The 16,362-nt window shown below is 57.8% G+C and carries 21 protein-coding genes; 7 read left to right on the top strand and 14 right to left on the bottom strand.

The window, feature by feature from the left end:
• Window positions 1–102: 102 nt before the first annotated feature.
• From rplT to thrS, 4 genes are read right to left on the bottom strand one after another with little or no spacing between them, the layout of a single operon-like run.
• On the bottom strand, window positions 103–459 hold the full coding sequence (rplT, locus tag ACP7CJ_RS20125) for a 50S ribosomal protein L20 (RefSeq protein WP_003219940.1): 357 nt from the start codon (window positions 457–459) through the stop codon (window positions 103–105).
• A 29-nt stretch (window positions 460–488) separates the two neighbouring features.
• Window positions 489–683 carry a 50S ribosomal protein L35 gene (gene rpmI / locus ACP7CJ_RS20120; protein WP_002553160.1) on the bottom strand — a complete coding sequence of 65 codons (195 nt, stop codon included), beginning with the start codon at window positions 681–683 and terminating at the stop codon, window positions 489–491.
• A 60-nt stretch (window positions 684–743) separates the two neighbouring features.
• Window positions 744–1,295 carry a translation initiation factor IF-3 gene (gene infC, locus ACP7CJ_RS20115; RefSeq protein WP_247395830.1) on the bottom strand — a complete coding sequence of 184 codons (552 nt, stop codon included), beginning with the start codon at window positions 1,293–1,295 and terminating at the stop codon, window positions 744–746.
• Window positions 1,295–3,217, bottom strand: a complete 1,923-nt coding sequence (thrS, locus tag ACP7CJ_RS20110; protein WP_276194040.1) for a threonine--tRNA ligase — start codon at window positions 3,215–3,217, stop codon at window positions 1,295–1,297. The genes infC and thrS overlap by 1 nt, the downstream gene beginning before the upstream one ends.
• Before the next feature lie 367 nt (window positions 3,218–3,584).
• Here thrS and ACP7CJ_RS20105 point away from each other — a divergent pair, with 367 nt between their 5' ends.
• Window positions 3,585–3,899 (top strand): hypothetical protein, encoded by a 315-nt coding sequence (locus ACP7CJ_RS20105; protein WP_426101265.1) that lies wholly within the window; start codon window positions 3,585–3,587, stop codon window positions 3,897–3,899.
• 289 nt (window positions 3,900–4,188) lie between these two features.
• Window positions 4,189–4,401 (top strand): cold-shock protein, encoded by a 213-nt coding sequence (locus tag ACP7CJ_RS20100; RefSeq protein WP_003234260.1) that lies wholly within the window; start codon window positions 4,189–4,191, stop codon window positions 4,399–4,401.
• A 73-nt stretch (window positions 4,402–4,474) separates the two neighbouring features.
• On the opposite strand, the gene ACP7CJ_RS20095 is transcribed toward ACP7CJ_RS20100, so the two are convergent.
• Together ACP7CJ_RS20095 and ACP7CJ_RS20090 are read right to left on the bottom strand one after the other, a co-directional pair.
• Window positions 4,475–4,795, bottom strand: a complete 321-nt coding sequence (locus tag ACP7CJ_RS20095) for an I78 family peptidase inhibitor (protein WP_017847669.1) — start codon at window positions 4,793–4,795, stop codon at window positions 4,475–4,477.
• Window positions 4,796–4,939: 144 nt separating this feature from the next.
• On the bottom strand, window positions 4,940–5,248 hold the full coding sequence (locus ACP7CJ_RS20090; RefSeq protein WP_276194042.1) for a hypothetical protein: 309 nt from the start codon (window positions 5,246–5,248) through the stop codon (window positions 4,940–4,942).
• A 172-nt stretch (window positions 5,249–5,420) separates the two neighbouring features.
• On the opposite strand from ACP7CJ_RS20090, the gene ACP7CJ_RS20085 reads away from it, so the two are divergent.
• On the top strand, window positions 5,421–5,633 hold the full coding sequence (locus tag ACP7CJ_RS20085; RefSeq protein ID WP_247395793.1) for a hypothetical protein: 213 nt from the start codon (window positions 5,421–5,423) through the stop codon (window positions 5,631–5,633).
• 33 nt (window positions 5,634–5,666) lie between these two features.
• On the opposite strand, the gene ACP7CJ_RS20080 is transcribed toward ACP7CJ_RS20085, so the two are convergent.
• From ACP7CJ_RS20080 to ACP7CJ_RS20050, 7 genes are read right to left on the bottom strand one after another with little or no spacing between them, the layout of a single operon-like run.
• Window positions 5,667–6,695, bottom strand: coding sequence for a nucleoside hydrolase (locus ACP7CJ_RS20080; protein ID WP_426101263.1), 1,029 nt, complete (start codon window positions 6,693–6,695; stop codon window positions 5,667–5,669).
• 26 nt (window positions 6,696–6,721) lie between these two features.
• Window positions 6,722–7,126 (bottom strand): D-ribose pyranase, encoded by a 405-nt coding sequence (gene rbsD / locus ACP7CJ_RS20075; RefSeq protein ID WP_276194044.1) that lies wholly within the window; start codon window positions 7,124–7,126, stop codon window positions 6,722–6,724.
• Window positions 7,123–8,040: a ribokinase gene (gene rbsK, locus ACP7CJ_RS20070; RefSeq protein WP_426101261.1), complete on the bottom strand. Its 918-nt coding sequence runs from the start codon at window positions 8,038–8,040 to the stop codon at window positions 7,123–7,125. The genes rbsD and rbsK overlap by 4 nt, the downstream gene beginning before the upstream one ends.
• Window positions 8,041–8,063: 23 nt before the next feature.
• On the bottom strand, window positions 8,064–9,086 hold the full coding sequence (locus ACP7CJ_RS20065; protein ID WP_276194046.1) for a LacI family DNA-binding transcriptional regulator: 1,023 nt from the start codon (window positions 9,084–9,086) through the stop codon (window positions 8,064–8,066).
• A 3-nt stretch (window positions 9,087–9,089) separates the two neighbouring features.
• Complete coding sequence (locus tag ACP7CJ_RS20060) at window positions 9,090–10,067, bottom strand: ABC transporter permease (RefSeq protein WP_276194047.1); 978 nt, start codon at window positions 10,065–10,067, stop codon at window positions 9,090–9,092.
• Window positions 10,064–11,617, bottom strand: a complete 1,554-nt coding sequence (locus ACP7CJ_RS20055) for a sugar ABC transporter ATP-binding protein (RefSeq protein WP_276194048.1) — start codon at window positions 11,615–11,617, stop codon at window positions 10,064–10,066. The genes ACP7CJ_RS20060 and ACP7CJ_RS20055 overlap by 4 nt, the downstream gene beginning before the upstream one ends.
• Window positions 11,618–11,674: 57 nt before the next feature.
• Entirely contained in the window at window positions 11,675–12,634 is a 960-nt protein-coding gene (locus ACP7CJ_RS20050) for a sugar ABC transporter substrate-binding protein (RefSeq protein WP_276194049.1), read from the bottom strand.
• Window positions 12,635–13,197: 563 nt separating this feature from the next.
• Here ACP7CJ_RS20050 and ACP7CJ_RS20045 point away from each other — a divergent pair.
• From ACP7CJ_RS20045 to ACP7CJ_RS20035, 3 genes are all read left to right on the top strand, one after another.
• A complete protein-coding gene (locus ACP7CJ_RS20045; RefSeq protein WP_426101259.1) occupies window positions 13,198–14,286 on the top strand; it encodes an asparaginase in 1,089 nt (362 codons plus the stop codon).
• Between the two features lie 190 nt (window positions 14,287–14,476).
• Complete coding sequence (locus ACP7CJ_RS20040) at window positions 14,477–14,728, top strand: DUF1654 domain-containing protein (RefSeq protein ID WP_426101257.1); 252 nt, start codon at window positions 14,477–14,479, stop codon at window positions 14,726–14,728.
• A 4-nt stretch (window positions 14,729–14,732) separates the two neighbouring features.
• Window positions 14,733–15,425, top strand: coding sequence for an endonuclease (locus ACP7CJ_RS20035; RefSeq protein ID WP_253397505.1), 693 nt, complete (start codon window positions 14,733–14,735; stop codon window positions 15,423–15,425).
• A 43-nt stretch (window positions 15,426–15,468) separates the two neighbouring features.
• On the opposite strand, the gene ACP7CJ_RS20030 is transcribed toward ACP7CJ_RS20035, so the two are convergent.
• Entirely contained in the window at window positions 15,469–15,849 is a 381-nt protein-coding gene (locus tag ACP7CJ_RS20030; RefSeq protein WP_426101255.1) for an SPOR domain-containing protein, read from the bottom strand.
• A 247-nt stretch (window positions 15,850–16,096) separates the two neighbouring features.
• Between ACP7CJ_RS20030 and csrA the strand changes: the two genes are divergently transcribed.
• On the top strand, window positions 16,097–16,291 hold the full coding sequence (gene csrA / locus ACP7CJ_RS20025) for a carbon storage regulator CsrA (protein WP_003192511.1): 195 nt from the start codon (window positions 16,097–16,099) through the stop codon (window positions 16,289–16,291).
• The last annotated feature ends 71 nt before the right edge of the window (window positions 16,292–16,362 follow it).

Here is a 16,362-nt window from a genome sequence, read left to right as displayed (position 1 = left end):
CTCCAGATACAAAATAGGGGAAGAGCTTGAAGGCTCTTCCCCTATTTATGACGTTTAACACCTTGGGCCACAGGAGTAGCCCAGGGTGACTGTCGGGGGTACTTAAGCCAAGGTGGCTTTAGCTTTCTCGACAATCGCAGCAAACGCCGCTTTTTCGTTCACTGCCAGATCAGCCAGAACCTTACGGTCGATCTCAATGGACGCTTTTTTCAGGCCAGCAATGAAACGGCTGTAGGACAGACCGTTAACACGAGCACCAGCGTTGATACGAGCGATCCACAGAGCGCGGAACTGACGTTTTTTCTGACGGCGGTCACGGTAGGCGTATTGGCCTGCCTTGATTACCGCTTGTTTGGCAACACGGAATACGCGTGAACGCGCGCCGTAGTAGCCTTTAGCAAGTTTCAGAATTTTTTTGTGACGCTTACGGGCCATGACGCCACGCTTAACACGAGCCATGAGTTACTTCCTCTATTCTTGATCCAAAATTAACGAAGGCGCAGCATGCGCTCGACTTTTGCCACGTCAGACGGATGCAGCAAGCTGCTACCGCGCAGTTGACGCTTACGCTTGGTCGACATTTTGGTCAGGATGTGGCTCTTGAAAGCGTGCTTGTGCTTGATACCGTTAGCAGTTTTCAGAAACCGCTTAGCAGCACCACTTTTAGTCTTCATCTTTGGCATGTTCGGATACTCCGCATTCAGTTGATAAACATAATCAGAAGGCCTGCCGTGCCCTATTGATTACTTCTTCTTTTTCGGGGCGATGACCATGATCAGTTGGCGTCCTTCCATCTTAGGATGCTGTTCGACCGAACCGTACTCGAGCAGGTCAGCTTCAACCCGCTTGAGGAGTTCCATCCCCAGCTCCTGGTGGGCCATCTCACGGCCGCGGAATCGCAAGGATACCTTGGCCCTGTCCCCATCACTCAGGAAACGTACCAGGTTGCGCAGTTTTACCTGGTAATCCCCTTCCTCCGTCCCTGGACGAAACTTGATTTCTTTAACCTGGATCTGCTTCTGGTTTTTCTTGGCAGCGGCAACCTGCTTCTTCTTCTCGAAGATCGATTTGCCGTAGTCCATCAGCTTGCAGACAGGCGGTATAGCATCGGCGGAAATCTCCACCAAATCGAGCTTGGCTTCTTCAGCCTTAAGAAGCGCGTCTTCAATTGACACAATCCCAAGCTGCTCACCCTCAGCCCCAATTAACCGAACCTCGCGTGCCGAGATATTCTCGTTGATCGGGGCTTTCGGTGCAGCTCGTTTATCTTGTCTCATTTCACGCTTAATAGTAATTACTCCGAATCTGGGCGACCACGCCGGGAAACCGCTTGCGCGAGGAACTCAGCGAACTGGGCGACGGGCATCGAGCCCAGGTCAGCACCTTCACGAGTACGCACAGCGACAGTCTGCATCTCGACTTCCCGATCTCCGATAACCAAAAGATAGGGAACCTTGAGCAAAGTATGCTCGCGGATTTTAAAGCCGATCTTTTCATTTCTCAAGTCGGACTTGGCACGAAATCCGCTTTCGTTGAGAGTTTTTTCAACTTCAGCAGCAAAATCGGCCTGTTTATCAGTGATATTCATGATCACTGCCTGGGTCGGAGCCAACCACGCGGGGAATGCGCCCTCGTAGTGCTCGATCAGGATACCGACGAACCGTTCGAATGAGCCGAGGATCGCCCGGTGCAGCATAACCGGGTGTTTACGGCTGTTGTCTTCGGAGACGTATTCGGCTCCCAGACGGATCGGCAGGTTAAAATCGAGCTGCAAAGTACCACATTGCCAGACACGACCAAGACAATCTTTCAGCGAGAACTCGATTTTCGGGCCGTAGAAGGCGCCCTCACCCGGCTGCAGATCATACGCAAGGCCCGCGTTGTCTAGCGCAGCGGCCAGTGCCGCTTCGGCGCGATCCCACAGTTCATCTGAACCGACGCGTTTTTCCGGACGAGTGGACAGCTTCATTTCGACTTCGGTAAAGCCGAAATCGCGATAAACGTCCATGGTCAGCTTAATGAACGCAGCGGATTCGGCCTGCATCTGCTCTTCGGTGCAGAAGATGTGGGCGTCGTCCTGAGTGAAGCCGCGCACGCGCATGATGCCGTGCAGCGCACCCGACGGCTCGTTACGGTGGCAGGCACCGAACTCGGCCAGGCGCATCGGCAACTCGCGGTAGCTCTTCAAGCCCTGGTTGAACACCTGCACGTGGCATGGGCAGTTCATCGGCTTGATGGCGTAGTCGCGGTTTTCCGACTGCGTAGTGAACATGTTGTCAGCGTAGTTGGCCCAGTGCCCGGATTTCTCCCACAGGCCGCGGTCAACGACCTGGGGAGTCTTGATCTCCAGGTAGCCGTTTTCGCGCTGAACCTTGCGCATGTACTGCTCAAGCACTTGGTACAGGGTCCAGCCGTTCGGGTGCCAGAACACCATGCCCGGCGCTTCTTCCTGGAGGTGGAACAGGTTCAAACGCTTACCGATCTTGCGATGGTCGCGCTTCTCGGCTTCTTCGATGCGCTGGACGTAGGCGGCCAACTGCTTCTTGTCAGCCCAGGCAGTGCCGTAGATGCGCTGCAACTGCTCGTTCTTAGCGTCGCCACGCCAGTAGGCGCCGGACAGCTTGGTCAACTTGAACGACTTGAGGAAACGCGTGTTCGGCACGTGCGGGCCACGGCACATGTCGACGTATTCTTCGTGGTAGTACAGGCCCATGGCCTGCTCGTCCGGCATGTCTTCCACCAGGCGCAGCTTGTAGTCTTCGCCACGGGCGGTGAACACGTCGATCACTTCAGCGCGCGGCGTGACTTTCTTGATCACGTCGTAATCTTTTTCGATCAGCGCGTGCATGCGCTGTTCGATCGCAGCCAAGTCGTCCGGAGTAAAAGGACGCTCGTAGGCGATGTCGTAATAGAAGCCTTCGTCAATGACCGGGCCGATCACCATTTTCGCCGTCGGGTACAGCTGCTTGACCGCGTGGCCAATCAGGTGCGCGCAAGAGTGACGAATGATCTCCAGCCCCTCTTGATCCTTGGGCGTGATGATTTGCAGGCTGGCATCAGTGGTGATCAGGTCGCTGGCGTCGACCAGCTTGCCGTCGACCTTGCCGGCCACGGTGGCTTTGGCCAAGCCGGCACCAATGGATGCGGCGACCTCGGCTACGGAAACCGAATGATCGAATGAACGTTGACTGCCGTCGGGAAGAGTAATAGTTGGCATGGCGCCTCCTCTCCTAGTGGTGACCCCTACCAAAGGTCACGTGGGTTGGGATGAGCCAGTACAAGATCCAATACCAGGCCGTTCAGTGATGAACGCCTGCCTTACAGCGGCAGGAGCCTTTCGGCCAACCGATGATCGAACCAGAGTGACTGGAGTGGAGAAAAAAGAAACATGGCAAGGCGGCATTTGGCGCGCCCGGAAATAGCCAAGCGCAAGATGCTAGCACAGATGAACGGTCATCGCGCCCGCACCACCACAGGTAATAACAAATTCCCGCCTTTATAGGGGGAAAAGTGAACTTGAGCTGTACGCCGGCCCTCAAACCCATCGAGAATCGCCGTTCGTCCTCACGACTTTGGAGCATTTAATGATGCGTTTTTCCTCAACTTTTGCGCTTGCAGCATCCCTTACCCTTATCTCCCTTGGCGCACACGCAGCAGCCCCTTCGAACTGGCCTGCGGGTGCCAGGGACGCGTTCGTTAATGACTGCAGCTCAGCCGCCAGCCAGAACGTGGACGCCAAAACCGCCAAAGCACACTGCGAATGCGGCGCCGACAAAATCAATGCCGAATTGAGCACCGCGGAAATCAAGGAACTCATGACGAACCAGAACGCGAGCCAGCCGCTAAAAAACAAAGCGGTTGCGGCTATTTCGTCCTGCAAAGTCGTGAAGAAAAACTAAGAATCGCCGCGATTCGGATGGCAGTTTTTCAGTAAAAACCCTCTTAAAACTGCCATTTCGCACAAATTACGCAGCTTTTACGGCTTTTTTTACCAGTTGATATTTCGCGCACAAGCCCCGTAGATCGGGGCTTTCAGCCAACCGAAGGACTAAACCCAAGGCTATTGATTAGCAAACAGTGCCTTGGGGGGGCTCCCAAGCCGAACATTTCGACTATGATAGCCCTGTGTGCCCAGTTGGCCTGAGCAGCACAGCACTACTGAAAATATATGTTTCTTGGAGATACACCATGTCTAATCGCCAAACCGGCACCGTTAAATGGTTCAACGATGAAAAAGGCTTCGGCTTCATCACTCCTCAAGGTGGCGGTGACGACCTGTTCGTACACTTCAAAGCTATCGAAAGCGACGGTTTCAAAAGCCTGAAAGAAGGCCAAACCGTTTCCTTCGTGGCTGAGAAAGGCCAAAAGGGTATGCAAGCTGCACAGGTTCGCGGCGAGTAATTCTCCGCTGAGCTAAAGAAACCCCGTCCATGTGACGGGGTTTTTTATGGGCGCCGCAAAAGCCTGGGGGCTATCAGCCGCAATTGACCCGGGTGATCACCAGATTGTCGTCGGTGTTCAGGTTCAGGCGGTCGGAGCGGTATTCCAGGGTGATCATATCGTTAGGCTTGAGAATTCGGGCGTTCTGCGCACCGGCACGGGTACGAGCCTGCTCCAGCAACTGGGGCGAGGCTTTCTGGCCGATCGTGAACTCGGCGGCCTTCGCCTCACAGCGGCTATGACCGGCATCGGTCACGGCGGCGTCTTTGGCTGGCTCAGAGGTACCCGGGGTGCTGCAACCCGCCAACGCGAGTGCTGCCAACAAAGTACCGAATGATGCGAGCTTCCAAGGCATGAAGCCTCCTATGATAAAAAATGGACAGAGATCGTGCGACAGCAGTCAGGCGGATTGGTTTCAAGACGTAAATCGCTGGCTGGCAAGTCTGCCTGACTCAGGGCAAGCATTCGCCCGGTCAATCGTCACCAGATATGAACGAATTCAGTAGATATCGATGTAGTCAAACGGCGGTTTTGGCCAATTCTGTTTCAAAGCATTGAAAATCTGCGTGACCCAGACCTCATCGCTGGCGGCCACATTTCCGACGTAGCCGGAGCCCTTGGCCCAGGTTTCCAGGCGAAACAGCAACCCATCGATATCGACTCCCCCGACAGCCTCGCCGGAGGAAATGTAGGCAATACCAGCCCTGGTGACTCGCAATTGGGTGTGTTCATCGTCGCTGGCACTGGCGAGCAGTTGGCGCACGGCGGTCAGTGTCAGGTTCTCGGGGTTGTTCAAGTCGATCTGCACGCGGTGTTCCCCGGCAATTAAAACAGGCTGACAGTGTCGCACACGGCCGGCCCCATTCCGAAATACCTCATGCATAAGTAGCAGTGCCAAATGCCGTACAAAATGGTTAACTGCCGGAGTAAGAACCGCGTTTTAGCGCATTACCCCGTACTTCCTGCTCGCGAGTCCCCCCATGACCACCGTAACGCTCCAAGCCGACATCAAAGCCAAGTGGCCCCAAGGGCAGAGCTCCTACAGCCCCGGAAGCCCGGAAGAATTGGCGATCATCGGTATCGACCTGCTGGTCAAGGAGTTGGGCACCCAGGCCGCGCAAGCGTTCATTGGCCAGGTTTTCGAGAAATACCCGGCCAATCACATGGGCGCCCACAACCCCGGGCGCGAATAAGAACCGGCCAGCGAGCGCCGACCGGCAATCACCTTACTTCAGGCGCGCCAGGCGCTCGGTCAGCAGATCGAAAAAGCCTTGGGCGTCGCCATTCTCAACCCAGAACACATTCTTTTCCTGCTTCAGTCCGTCATACCAATCGACGATGGTCTGGCCAAAGGTCGGTCCTTCGCGGCTGTCCACCACCATATTGGTCTGACGCCCACTGAACAACGACGGCTTGAGCAGGTACGCGATGACCGTAGCGTCGTGCACCGGGCCGCCAGGAATGCCGTAGTGCTCCATATCGCCCTTTACGTATTCATTGAGAATATCGCCGACGACTTTGCTCGCATTGTTCTTGATGTCGGCGATTTTCTTCAGGCGCGCCTCACTGGTCAGCACCTTGTGGGTCACGTCCAACGGCAGATAGGTCAGCTTGACGCCGCTCTTGAGCACAATTTCGGCTGCGACCGGGTCGGCGAACAGGTTGAACTCGGCCACCGGTGTGATATTGCCGCCATTGAAGTGCGCGCCCCCCATCACCACCACTTCCTTGATACCTTGGGTGATTTCAGGCGCCTGGGTCAGCGCCAGCGCCAGGTTGGTCTGCGGGCCAAGCATGGCGATGGTGATACTGTGGGGCTTGGCGGTGCTCAGGGTCTTGATCAGGTAATCAACGGCATTGCCTTCGGCCAGGCCTTTTTTCGGCTCGTGTACGGCGACACCGGAGATGCCCTCCTTGCCGTGGATATTTTCGGCGTAGATCGGCGTGCGCAGCAGCGGCTTCGGCGCGCCCGCATACACCGGGATATCCTCACGCCCTGCCCACTCACGGGCCAGGCGCGCGTTACGCGAAGTCTTGTCCAGGCGCACATTGCCGGCGACGGTGGTCAGCGCCCGAATGTTCAACTCCTCCGGGGAAGCCATCGCAAACAGCAAGGCCACTACATCGTCGGCACCTGGGTCAGTGTCGATGATCAGGTCGATTTTTTCCGCCGCTTGGGCGCTCGCTGCGGTGAGTGCGGACAAAAGCAGAACACTCCGGAACAGATTTTTCAGGGTTGGAAGACGACGTTGCATAAAACACTCCTTGTCGTTGGGGAACTCTAGAACGTTACGCCGGACACCAGCGCGATATTGCAATAAGGTTGGCACTCGCCTGTGCGGACAATGGCACGCGCACCGCGACTCAATTGCTTGAAAGCTTCGTGGCTGACCAGACGCCGCTCGCCGAGCGCCGCCTGGTCGGTCAGGGCGTTGAGCACACTGAGTGCCGGCGGTTGCTTGAGCAGGATTTCTTCGGCCAGCACATGGTTTTCCACCTGCATTTCACTGAGCACAACGCGCAAGGTGCTGATGAAGTCGGGAATGCCCTGGGTCAGTGCCAGGTCGATCAACTCGACGCCCGGCGGCACGGGCAGGCCCGCATCACCGATAACCAGGATGTCGCCATGACCAAGGGAGGCGATCAGGCGTGACAGGGCAATATTGAGCAGCGGTGTCTTTTTCATGAGGACACAAAACCTTGAACGTCGTGCAGCGTAGGAATGGAGGGTTGCGCACCCGCGCGGGTGACTGACAGCGCGGCAGCCACCTGGCCAAAACGAATAGCCTCGGCTTCGCTTTTGCCATCGGCCAGCGCTGCGGCAAAGCCGCCGACAAACGTGTCACCGGCAGCCGTGGTATCCACCGCCTTGACCTTTGGCGCGGGCAAATGCTCAAAATGCTTGCCGTCGCTGAACAGTGCGCCCTGAGCACCTAGGGTGATGATGACTTTACCGGCGCCAGCCTTGATCAACTGCATCGCGGCGAGCTTGGCGCTGTCCAGGGAGTCCACCGTCACGCCGCTCAGGGCGGTGGCTTCGCTTTCATTGGGGATCAGATAATCGATCGAGGCGTACCACTGCGCCGGTAAAGGACCGCTGGCCGGGGCTGGATTGAGGATCATCGTCTTACCCAGTTCACGCCCGCGCTTGAGCGCATACCCGACGGTCTCCAGCGGCACTTCAAGCTGACAGACGATTACGTCGGCGGCCTGCAACACCGCGTCAGCCGCCTGCAACGAAGCGGGCATCAGCTCACCGTTACTGCCGGCAACGATCACGATCGCATTCTGGCTACTGTCATCCACCACAATCAACGCCACGCCGCTGGAACCGTCGACGCAGCTCACAGCCTGGCAATCGATGCCTTCCACCAGCAACGCATCGCGCAACTGGCCGCCGTAGGCGTCAGTGCCGACGCAACCGATCATCGCAACCTCGGCCCCCAGCCGCGCCGACGCGACGGCCTGGTTGGCGCCCTTGCCACCGGGGACGGTGGAGAACGACTGGCCTATCAGGGTTTCACCGGCGCGGGGCAACCGACTGGCACGGGTCACCAGGTCCATATTCAAGCTGCCTACTACCACTACTTTTGCTGGCATACATCAGTACTCATCAATTCGGTTCAGCGGTATTGGGCGAACACACCGGCGAGTGGCGCCGTCGACTCACGCAAGACAATACTTGGCGTCACGATGCGTTGATCGATCGGCAGTTGGGGGGTCGCAATTCGTCGCAGTAACAACTCGGCCGCCGTCTCGCCCAATTGCACGATCGACTGCCCGACCGTGGTCAGCGCCGGGTACACGTAACGGCCCATTTGAATATCATCGAAGCCGATCACCGACAATTCACCCGGCACGCGGATGTTGCGCTCGGCCGCTGCACGCAATACGCCGAAACCGATCATGTCGTTGCTCGCGAAAATCGCGCTCGGCGGGTTTTCCGACAGCAACTTCACCGCAGCGGCATAACCGCCGATGCTGGTGAAGTCACTTTCCTGGGTGCGATTGGCCGCCACATCGACGCCCGCCTCGCGCAAAGCGCGGTGATACCCAGCCAGACGCATTTGTGCCACGCGGGTATGGCAGGGACCGCCGATGCAGGCGATATCACGATGGCCCAGTTCAAGTAAATGTCGGGTCGCCAAGTAGGCGCCCTGCTCATGATCAATGCGCACCTGGTCGACATCAATACCATCCAGCGCCCGGTCGACGATCACCATCGGCGTGCGCACCGCGCTCAAGCCCGCGGCAAGGCCGCTGTCGTCGCCGCCCACCGAGGTCACGATCAAACCGTCGACGCGCTTTTCCAGCAACACCCGCAAGTAACTGCGTTGTTTTTCCGCGTCGTCGTCGGAGTTGCAGAGGATCACGCAATAGCCATTGCGCTCGCAATAGTCCTCGATACCCCGGGCCAGCTCGGCGAAATACGGGTTGAGGCTGTTGGGCACCAGCAGGCCGATGGTGGCGGTGGTCTTGGCCTTGAGCGAACGCGCCACGGCACTGGGCACATAGTCCAATTGCTTGATCGCGGCTTCCACCTTGAGGCGTACCGGCTCGCTGACTGGGCGCGTCTTGTTCACTACATGAGACACGGTGGTGTAGGAAATACCTGCAAGCGCTGCCACATCCTTAATCGTCGCCATGGTTCAGCCTCGCCGACTTGCGCGTTGGCTGCGGTAGGTATCGAGGACCACGGCAATCACGATCACGGCACCGGTGATGATGCGTTTGGTGGGTTCCGTAGCACCGATCTGCGCAAGGCCAGCCGCCAGCACCGAAATAATCAACACACCGAAAAACGTGCTGATCACCGAGCCGCGTCCGCCCATCAGGCTGGTGCCGCCGATCACCACTGCCGCGATCACTTGCAGCTCCAGACCAGACCCGGCATTCGGGTCCGCCGCTTCCAGGCGCGAGATCTGGAACAGCGCCGCGACACCGGCCAGCAGGCCCATCAGGCTAAACACCAGGATCTTGTAAGGCTTGGGATTGATCCCAGCCAGACGCACAGCCTCTTCATTCGTACCGATACCGATCAAGTAACGGCCGAATACAGTACGGGTCAACACCAATTGGGCGGCGGCGATCACCAGCAAAGCGATAATGAACGAAGGCGAAATCCCGAAGGCAATCGGGTTGGACAGCCAGGCAAAGGAGTCTCCGATATAGGCCGTGCGCGAACCGGTCATCTGGTACGCCACGCCGCGCGCCATTTCCAGCACACCAAGGGACACAATAAACGACGGGATTCGCCAGGCCACGGTGATCGAACCGGTGATGGTGCCGGCCAACGCGGCGCAACCCATGCCGAGCACGGCGGCCGGCAACACGCTCCAGCCCCAGCTGAGAATCGCCACGCTGACCGCCGACGCCGCCAGGGCCAGCACCGAGCCCACCGACAGGTCGATACCGCCGATGATCAGGATGAAGGTCATGCCCACCGCCAGCACCATCAGGTCCGGGATCTGGTTGGCCAGGGTGCTGAAGGTGTCGTAGGACAGGAAGTGATCGCTGAGCACCGAGAACAGCGCAATCATCGCCAGCAACGCACCCGCCAGCCCCAGGTAGGTGCCCATGCCGTAAAAGTTGCCACCCGTTTTACCGGGCGAAGTTGTTGTTTTCATGGGGTATCCCTAAGCACTGCGTCGTTGAGCAGCGCATCACGTTTCTGATAGCCAGCAAAGGCGGCGGCGAGCAATTCATCCTGGGTCCAGCTGTCGCGCTCGAAGGTCTCGATCAACCGCCCGGCAGACAGCACGCCGATGCGGTCACAGATCAACATCAGCTCACGCAGGTCGCTGGACACCACCACCAGCGCTTTGCCCTGACGGGTCAATTCACCGAGCAACGTATAAATGTCGAACTTGGCACCCACGTCGATGCCGCGGGTCGGCTCATCGAACAGCATCACCGAGCAGTCGCGCTCCAGCCAGCGCCCAATCACGACTTTCTGCTGGTTGCCGCCGGACAGTTCGGACACCAATTGCGCCGGGCTGGAACTGCGGATGCGCATGGCATCGATCTGACGCTTGGCCAGAGCGGTTTCGTCGCGACTATTTACCACTCCGCCGCCGGAAATTTCCGGCATGTTGCCCAAGGAGATATTCGCGCTGATGGATTGCGTCAGCAGCAGGCCTTCGCCCTTGCGGTCTTCGGTGATCAAGGCGATGCCGTGACCCACCGCGTCGACCGGCGAGCGAATGCTGACCACTTGGGCTGGCGACCCCAGGGCAACGGTGCCACTGTCGGCCAAGTCGGCACCGAAGATCAGGCGCAGCAATTCCGTGCGGCCGGCGCCGATCAGGCCGGAGATGCCGTAGATCTCGCCCGCACGCACTTCAAAGGAGACGTCGCGGACTTTGTCGGCGCGGGTCAGTCCTTTTACCGTCAAGGCAGGGCCGCCGATGGTACGTGGCCCCAGGTCAATGTGTTCGCCCAGCTCGCGACCGACCATCAAGGTCACCAGTTGCTCGCTGTTGTAATTGGCCATCGGCTCGACGCAGACCAGTTTGCCGTCACGCAGTACCGCAATGCGTTGGGCGACACGGGCCAACTCTTCGAGCCGATGCGAAATATAAATGATCGCCACGCCTCTGGCCTGCAGGCGGGTGATTTGCTCAAACAGCATCTCGACTTCACGGGCGGTCAACATCGCCGTGGGTTCATCGAGGATCAGCACATGGCAGTCGCCGATCAGGTTACGGGCGATCTCGACCATTTGCTGATGGCCGATGCCCAGGCTGCCGACCAGCGTGTCCGGGTCGATCGCCTCCAGGCCAACCCGTGCCATCGCTTCGATCGCCGCACTACGCAGTTGCTTGCGGCTGATCCAGCCACAGTGGCTGGGCAGGTTGTCCAGGAACAGGTTTTCGGCAACGGTCAGCGTCGGCAGCAGGTTGAGTTCCTGCATGACCATGCGCACGCCCAGCTCTTCGGCCTGGGTGCGGCTGCCGGGGCGGTAGTCCTGACCGTTGAATTGCATGTGCCCGGTGGTCGGTGTGACCAGCCCGCCGATGATCTTCGACAAGGTACTTTTGCCTGCGCCGTTTTCACCGGTCAGCGCCAGCACCTCCCCGCGATTGAGCGTCAGGGTGATGTCGGATAGAACCGGCTGGGCATAGGTCTTACCGATACCGCTGACCGAGAGGACAGCGTTCGGGGCGGAAGATGACATAGGAAAATCTCCAGGCGTCCGCTCAGGGCGAGCGGACGCTGTTGGGTGCAGCCAGGATTACTTCTTGAGGACGAGTTCGACCGGGGTTTCAATCGCGCCGTCTTGAGCGTCTACCTTCTCACCCTTGACCAGCTTGAGCGCGTTCTGGATACCAAACACGGCCTGCTGTGCGGCGGCCTGGTCGGCTGTCGCCAGGACACGGCCGTCCTGCAGCATCGGCTTGATCGCTTCGATGTTGTCGTAGCCCACGACCAGCACCTTGCCGGCCTTGCCTGCCGCGCGCACTGCGGAGACAGCGCCCAGGGCCATGTTGTCGTTACCGGCCAACAGTGCCTTGAGGTCCGGATATTCGCTCAGCATCGCAGAGGCGACCTTCTGACCCTGGTCGATTTCCCAGTTGCCGGATTGAGTGGAGACGATCTTCATGCCAGCCGCGTCCATCGCATCCTTGTAGCCTGCAGTGCGCTGCTGCGCGTTGGTGGTGGTCGGTACGCCTTCGATGATGCCGACCTTGTCACCCGCAGCCAGTTGCTTGGCCAGGTAATCACCCACCAGCTTGGAGCCCTTGCGGTTGTCCGGGCCGACGAAGGGAATATCGAGGTTTTTGCTTTTCAGCACGCCCGGGTCCAGGCGGTTGTCGATATTGACGACCTTGATGCCGGCATCGGAGGCTTTTTTCAGCACGGTGACCAGTGCCTTGGAGTCAGCCGGCGCGATGACGATGGCGTTCACTTTGGCGAGGATCATCTGGTTGACGATATCGATCTGCGCGCTGGTATCGGTTTCGTTCTTGATACCGTTGGTGATCATGTCGAAATCAGCGGCGTGGGTCTTCTGGTAGTCCTTCGCGCCCTCTTGCATGGTGACGAAAAACTCATTGGCAAGGGACTTCATCACCAGGCCGACCTTGGGTTTGGCGGCGGCGTCATCGGCGAATGCAGAAGAGAAAGGCAGCGCAGCAGATGCGGCGGCAAGCACAGCGACAGCAAGAAGACGTCCAGCGAATGGCAGCTTCATGGGTTCACTCCGATCTTATGATTATTGTGAGCAACGCTTGCACCGAAGAACACTTCGGCAGCCCTCCCACCCGGGTGACTGATACGAGCTTTCAAGAGGTTCAGGGCGTACCCGTGAAACATCTCGCAAACGTTTGCGTTAGTCAAACTATGAGAACCTTGTCGAGATTTGTCAACGGAAGAAAACCGCCCTCCCTACAAGCCCTCTAGCCCCTACTCTCTCGTCCGTCACGCTGGGTTATTAAACATCGCCGCCGCCGGATCGTTTTCTAAAACGACAGCCCATGACGCCGATGACATAAACCGCGCGCGACTATCTCGTCATTATTTTCGGACAACCGAACGCAACACCCGCCCTTTGTTCGGAAAGCCGGACAATCGTTTAGACAAACCACTCTACACGCCAATTAAATACTAATTAAATCAGTAGGTTGCATAATAACGACCGGCAGTTTCAGGCTGGTACAAATCCTGCTCCCTCCCAGCACCTCGATGCGTTCAGAACCGCTCGAGCGCTCTAGATGAACTTGCTACCGCACTCATCAAAAACCAGAGAGAAAAATAATGAAATCTGCATTGAAGACCATTGTTCCGGGCGCCCTAGCCCTTCTGCTGCTGTTCCCCGTTGCCGCTCAGGCAAAAGACGTCGAAACCAAAGCCAAACTCTCCAACGTGGTGATCCTCGCCACGGGTGGCACCATTGCCGGTGCCGGCGCCAGCGCAGCTAACAGCGCCACTTACCAGGCGGCCAAAGTCGGCATCGAGCAATTGATCGCCGGTGTTCCTGAGCTTAGCCAGATCGCCAATGTGCGCGGCGAGCAAGTGATGCAAATTGCGTCCGAAAGCATCAACAACGAAAACCTGCTGCAACTGGGTCGCCGCGTCGCCGAACTGGCTGACAGCAAGGACGTCGACGGCATCGTGATCACCCACGGCACCGACACCCTGGAAGAAACCGCTTACTTCCTGAACCTCGTGGAAAAAACCGACAAGCCCATCGTTGTAGTCGGGTCCATGCGACCAGGCACCGCCATGTCGGCAGACGGCATGCTCAACCTGTACAACGCCGTAGCCGTCGCTGGCAGCAAGAATGCCCGCGGCAAGGGCGTGCTGGTGACCATGAACGACGAGATCCAATCGGGTCGCGATGTCAGCAAGATGATCAACATCAAGACCGAAGCATTCAAGAGCCCATGGGGCCCGTTGGGCATGGTGGTTGAAGGCAAATCCTACTGGTTCCGCCTGCCGGCCAAGCGCCACACCATGGATTCTGAATTCGACATCAAGACCATCAAGAGCCTGCCTGACGTCGAAATCGCCTACGGTTACGGCAACGTGAGCGACACTGCCGCCAAGGCCCTCGCCCAGGCCGGCGCCAAAGCAATCATCTATGCAGGCACAGGCAACGGTTCGGTGTCCTCCAAGGTCGTCCCGGCTCTGCAGGAACTGCGTAAGCAAGGCGTGCAAATCATTCGCTCCTCCCACGTGAATGCCGGCGGTTTCGTACTGCGCAACGCCGAACAGCCTGACGACAAGTATGACTGGGTGGCTGCCCATGACCTGAACCCGCAGAAAGCGCGGATCCTGGCGATGGTTGCCCTGACCAAGACTCAGGACAGCAAAGAGCTGCAACGGATGTTCTGGGAATACTGATTCCTGGTGACACCTGTGCAGGGGCGGATTCGCTCGCCCCTGCTTCCCCGCAGAACCCTTGCTACCCACCTCCCCGCCCTACATCAATTCGCCTAAATCGCTGTCAGACGAGCTTGCTGAGTTTTAAGCAGTTGCGAAATTGCCCACAGTCAAATACTGTATGCACGTACAGCTTATTAAGGAATCCGCCGTGGCAAAATCCTCTTCCGCAGTGCCAACCCCGCCTGACGCCTATGAACGCCTGGCCCTTCGTGTGCAAAAGATCATCAATTCGACCAACGCCCAGAAAGCCAAGGCAGCCTTGATCTTCCGCCTGCCGGATGAGCCGGAGGACGAATGGCAACGTTTGCTGGAAGAAATTTCGGAGAACGACAACGTCACACTCGCCCACCGGGACGACGGTGGCGTGCAGATTTTCTGGGTTGTGCCGAAGGAAGATTGATTCAATGAGTGTCCGTTTTACTGCTGTGTTTTTTTGCCTGTTTTTTGCCGTCACCGCCCATGCCCAAGCACCCCGAACGTTCAGCGAAGCCAAGAAAATCGCCTGGAAGCTCTACGCACCGCAATCCACCGAGTTCTATTGCGGCTGCAAATACACGGGCAACCGCGTGGACCTGAAAGCCTGCGGCTACATCCCACGCAAAAACGCTAACCGTGCCGCGCGCATCGAGTGGGAACATATCGTGCCTGCCTGGCAGATCGGGCATCAGCGCCAGTGCTGGCAGAATGGCGGGCGTAAGAACTGTACGCGGCATGACGACGTGTTCAAACGCGCCGAAGCCGACCTGCACAACCTCGTGCCGAGCATCGGCGAGGTCAATGGCGACCGGAACAACTTCAGTTTTGGCTGGCTGCCGGTGCAAAGTGGACAATACGGCTCATGCCTGACCCAGGTCGACTTCAAGGCCAAGAAGGTCATGCCGCGCCCGTCCATTCGCGGGATGATCGCACGGACGTATTTTTACATGAGCAAACAATACGGCTTGCGCCTGTCGAAACAGGATCGTCAACTGTACGAAGCCTGGAACAAGACCTATCCGGTGCAGGCCTGGGAGCGCCAGCGCAATCAGACGGTGGCCTGTGTGATGGGGCGCGGCAATGAGTTCGTCGGCCCGGTGAATCTAAAAGCCTGCGGCTGAAAACGAGCGGGGGAAATCGGCATTTCCCCGCTCAATCTGCCGGTTACTGCGCGACCTTGTGTTCGATGACCTGCGACTCGGTGTCGTTTTTCTTGGCGCGGGCCAGCTTTTCCGTAAGCAGGGCCTGCTTGGCTTCAGCCTCGGCCTTGGTAGGAAATGGCCCCAACAGCACCACGTCCTTGCCGTCTTCCTTCACGATATAAAAATTGAAACCATGCTCCAGCAACCAGGCGGTCAGGTCGGTGATCGCCTGCAACTTGTGGTCCGGCGGGCCGACGCGCACGTCCCATTCCTGGGCGGCAATCGCACCGATTTGAGGCTGGCTTTCAGTCACGGCCGGCGGCGCCTTGGGCTCTTCGACACGCTTGCCTTCACCGCAACCGGCCAATGCCAACACCGCCATTGCCATCGCTACTTTACGCACTGCCCTGCTCCTTTAAGGATAAAGAGGCAACTTTATCATCCACTGCCTATTCTGGCGGTCATAAACGTTGGCTTAAACAATGCGAATCATGTATCGCAGACCTGTATGATGACGCCATGGGAATTAATGTCGCCTCTCTGCGTCCTAAAAGAGGCAGTCACAGGGAAGCGCTTAGCAGTAAGCTACACACATCCGACACCTGCCCTGTCTGAATCATGTGTCCTTAAAGGTAATCAAGGAGAAGTCCATGCTGATACTCACCCGTAAAGTTGGTGAAAGCATAAACATCGGTGATGACATTACGATCACCATTCTGGGCGTCAGCGGCCAGCAAGTAAGAATCGGCATCAATGCACCTAAGGATGTTGCCGTGCATCGCGAGGAGATTTACCAGCGCATCCAGGCTGGCCTTACGGCGCCAGATAAAAACCAGACGCCTTGAAGCGCCTTCAGTAGCCAGCCTTTTCGTTCACTGTAACGGCTGGCGAAAACCCTTTTAGCCTGCTCGCGTTG

Source organism: Pseudomonas sp. PSPC3-2 (assembly GCF_049897085.1).
GTDB classification, from domain to species: Bacteria; Pseudomonadota; Gammaproteobacteria; order Pseudomonadales; family Pseudomonadaceae; genus Aquipseudomonas; species Aquipseudomonas paraveronii.
This window is presented reverse-complemented; position numbering and strand designations above follow the sequence as displayed.

Coding starts and splice junctions, on each gene's coding strand:
- csrA (WP_003192511.1), top strand. CDS start 16,097: ATGCTGATACTCACCCGTAAAGTTGGTGAAAGCATAAACATCGGTGAT.
- ACP7CJ_RS20035 (WP_253397505.1), top strand. CDS start 14,733: ATGAGTGTCCGTTTTACTGCTGTGTTTTTTTGCCTGTTTTTTGCCGTC.
- rpmI (WP_002553160.1), bottom strand. CDS start 683: ATGCCAAAGATGAAGACTAAAAGTGGTGCTGCTAAGCGGTTTCTGAAA.
- ACP7CJ_RS20055 (WP_276194048.1), bottom strand. CDS start 11,617: ATGTCATCTTCCGCCCCGAACGCTGTCCTCTCGGTCAGCGGTATCGGT.
- ACP7CJ_RS20065 (WP_276194046.1), bottom strand. CDS start 9,086: ATGGCGACGATTAAGGATGTGGCAGCGCTTGCAGGTATTTCCTACACC.
- rplT (WP_003219940.1), bottom strand. CDS start 459: ATGGCTCGTGTTAAGCGTGGCGTCATGGCCCGTAAGCGTCACAAAAAA.
- ACP7CJ_RS20045 (WP_426101259.1), top strand. CDS start 13,198: ATGAAATCTGCATTGAAGACCATTGTTCCGGGCGCCCTAGCCCTTCTG.
- rbsD (WP_276194044.1), bottom strand. CDS start 7,126: ATGAAAAAGACACCGCTGCTCAATATTGCCCTGTCACGCCTGATCGCC.
- ACP7CJ_RS20105 (WP_426101265.1), top strand. CDS start 3,585: ATGATGCGTTTTTCCTCAACTTTTGCGCTTGCAGCATCCCTTACCCTT.
- ACP7CJ_RS20080 (WP_426101263.1), bottom strand. CDS start 6,695: ATGCAACGTCGTCTTCCAACCCTGAAAAATCTGTTCCGGAGTGTTCTG.
- rbsK (WP_426101261.1), bottom strand. CDS start 8,040: ATGCCAGCAAAAGTAGTGGTAGTAGGCAGCTTGAATATGGACCTGGTG.
- thrS (WP_276194040.1), bottom strand. CDS start 3,217: ATGCCAACTATTACTCTTCCCGACGGCAGTCAACGTTCATTCGATCAT.
- ACP7CJ_RS20100 (WP_003234260.1), top strand. CDS start 4,189: ATGTCTAATCGCCAAACCGGCACCGTTAAATGGTTCAACGATGAAAAA.
- ACP7CJ_RS20095 (WP_017847669.1), bottom strand. CDS start 4,795: ATGCCTTGGAAGCTCGCATCATTCGGTACTTTGTTGGCAGCACTCGCG.
- ACP7CJ_RS20050 (WP_276194049.1), bottom strand. CDS start 12,634: ATGAAGCTGCCATTCGCTGGACGTCTTCTTGCTGTCGCTGTGCTTGCC.
- ACP7CJ_RS20085 (WP_247395793.1), top strand. CDS start 5,421: ATGACCACCGTAACGCTCCAAGCCGACATCAAAGCCAAGTGGCCCCAA.
- ACP7CJ_RS20060 (WP_276194047.1), bottom strand. CDS start 10,067: ATGAAAACAACAACTTCGCCCGGTAAAACGGGTGGCAACTTTTACGGC.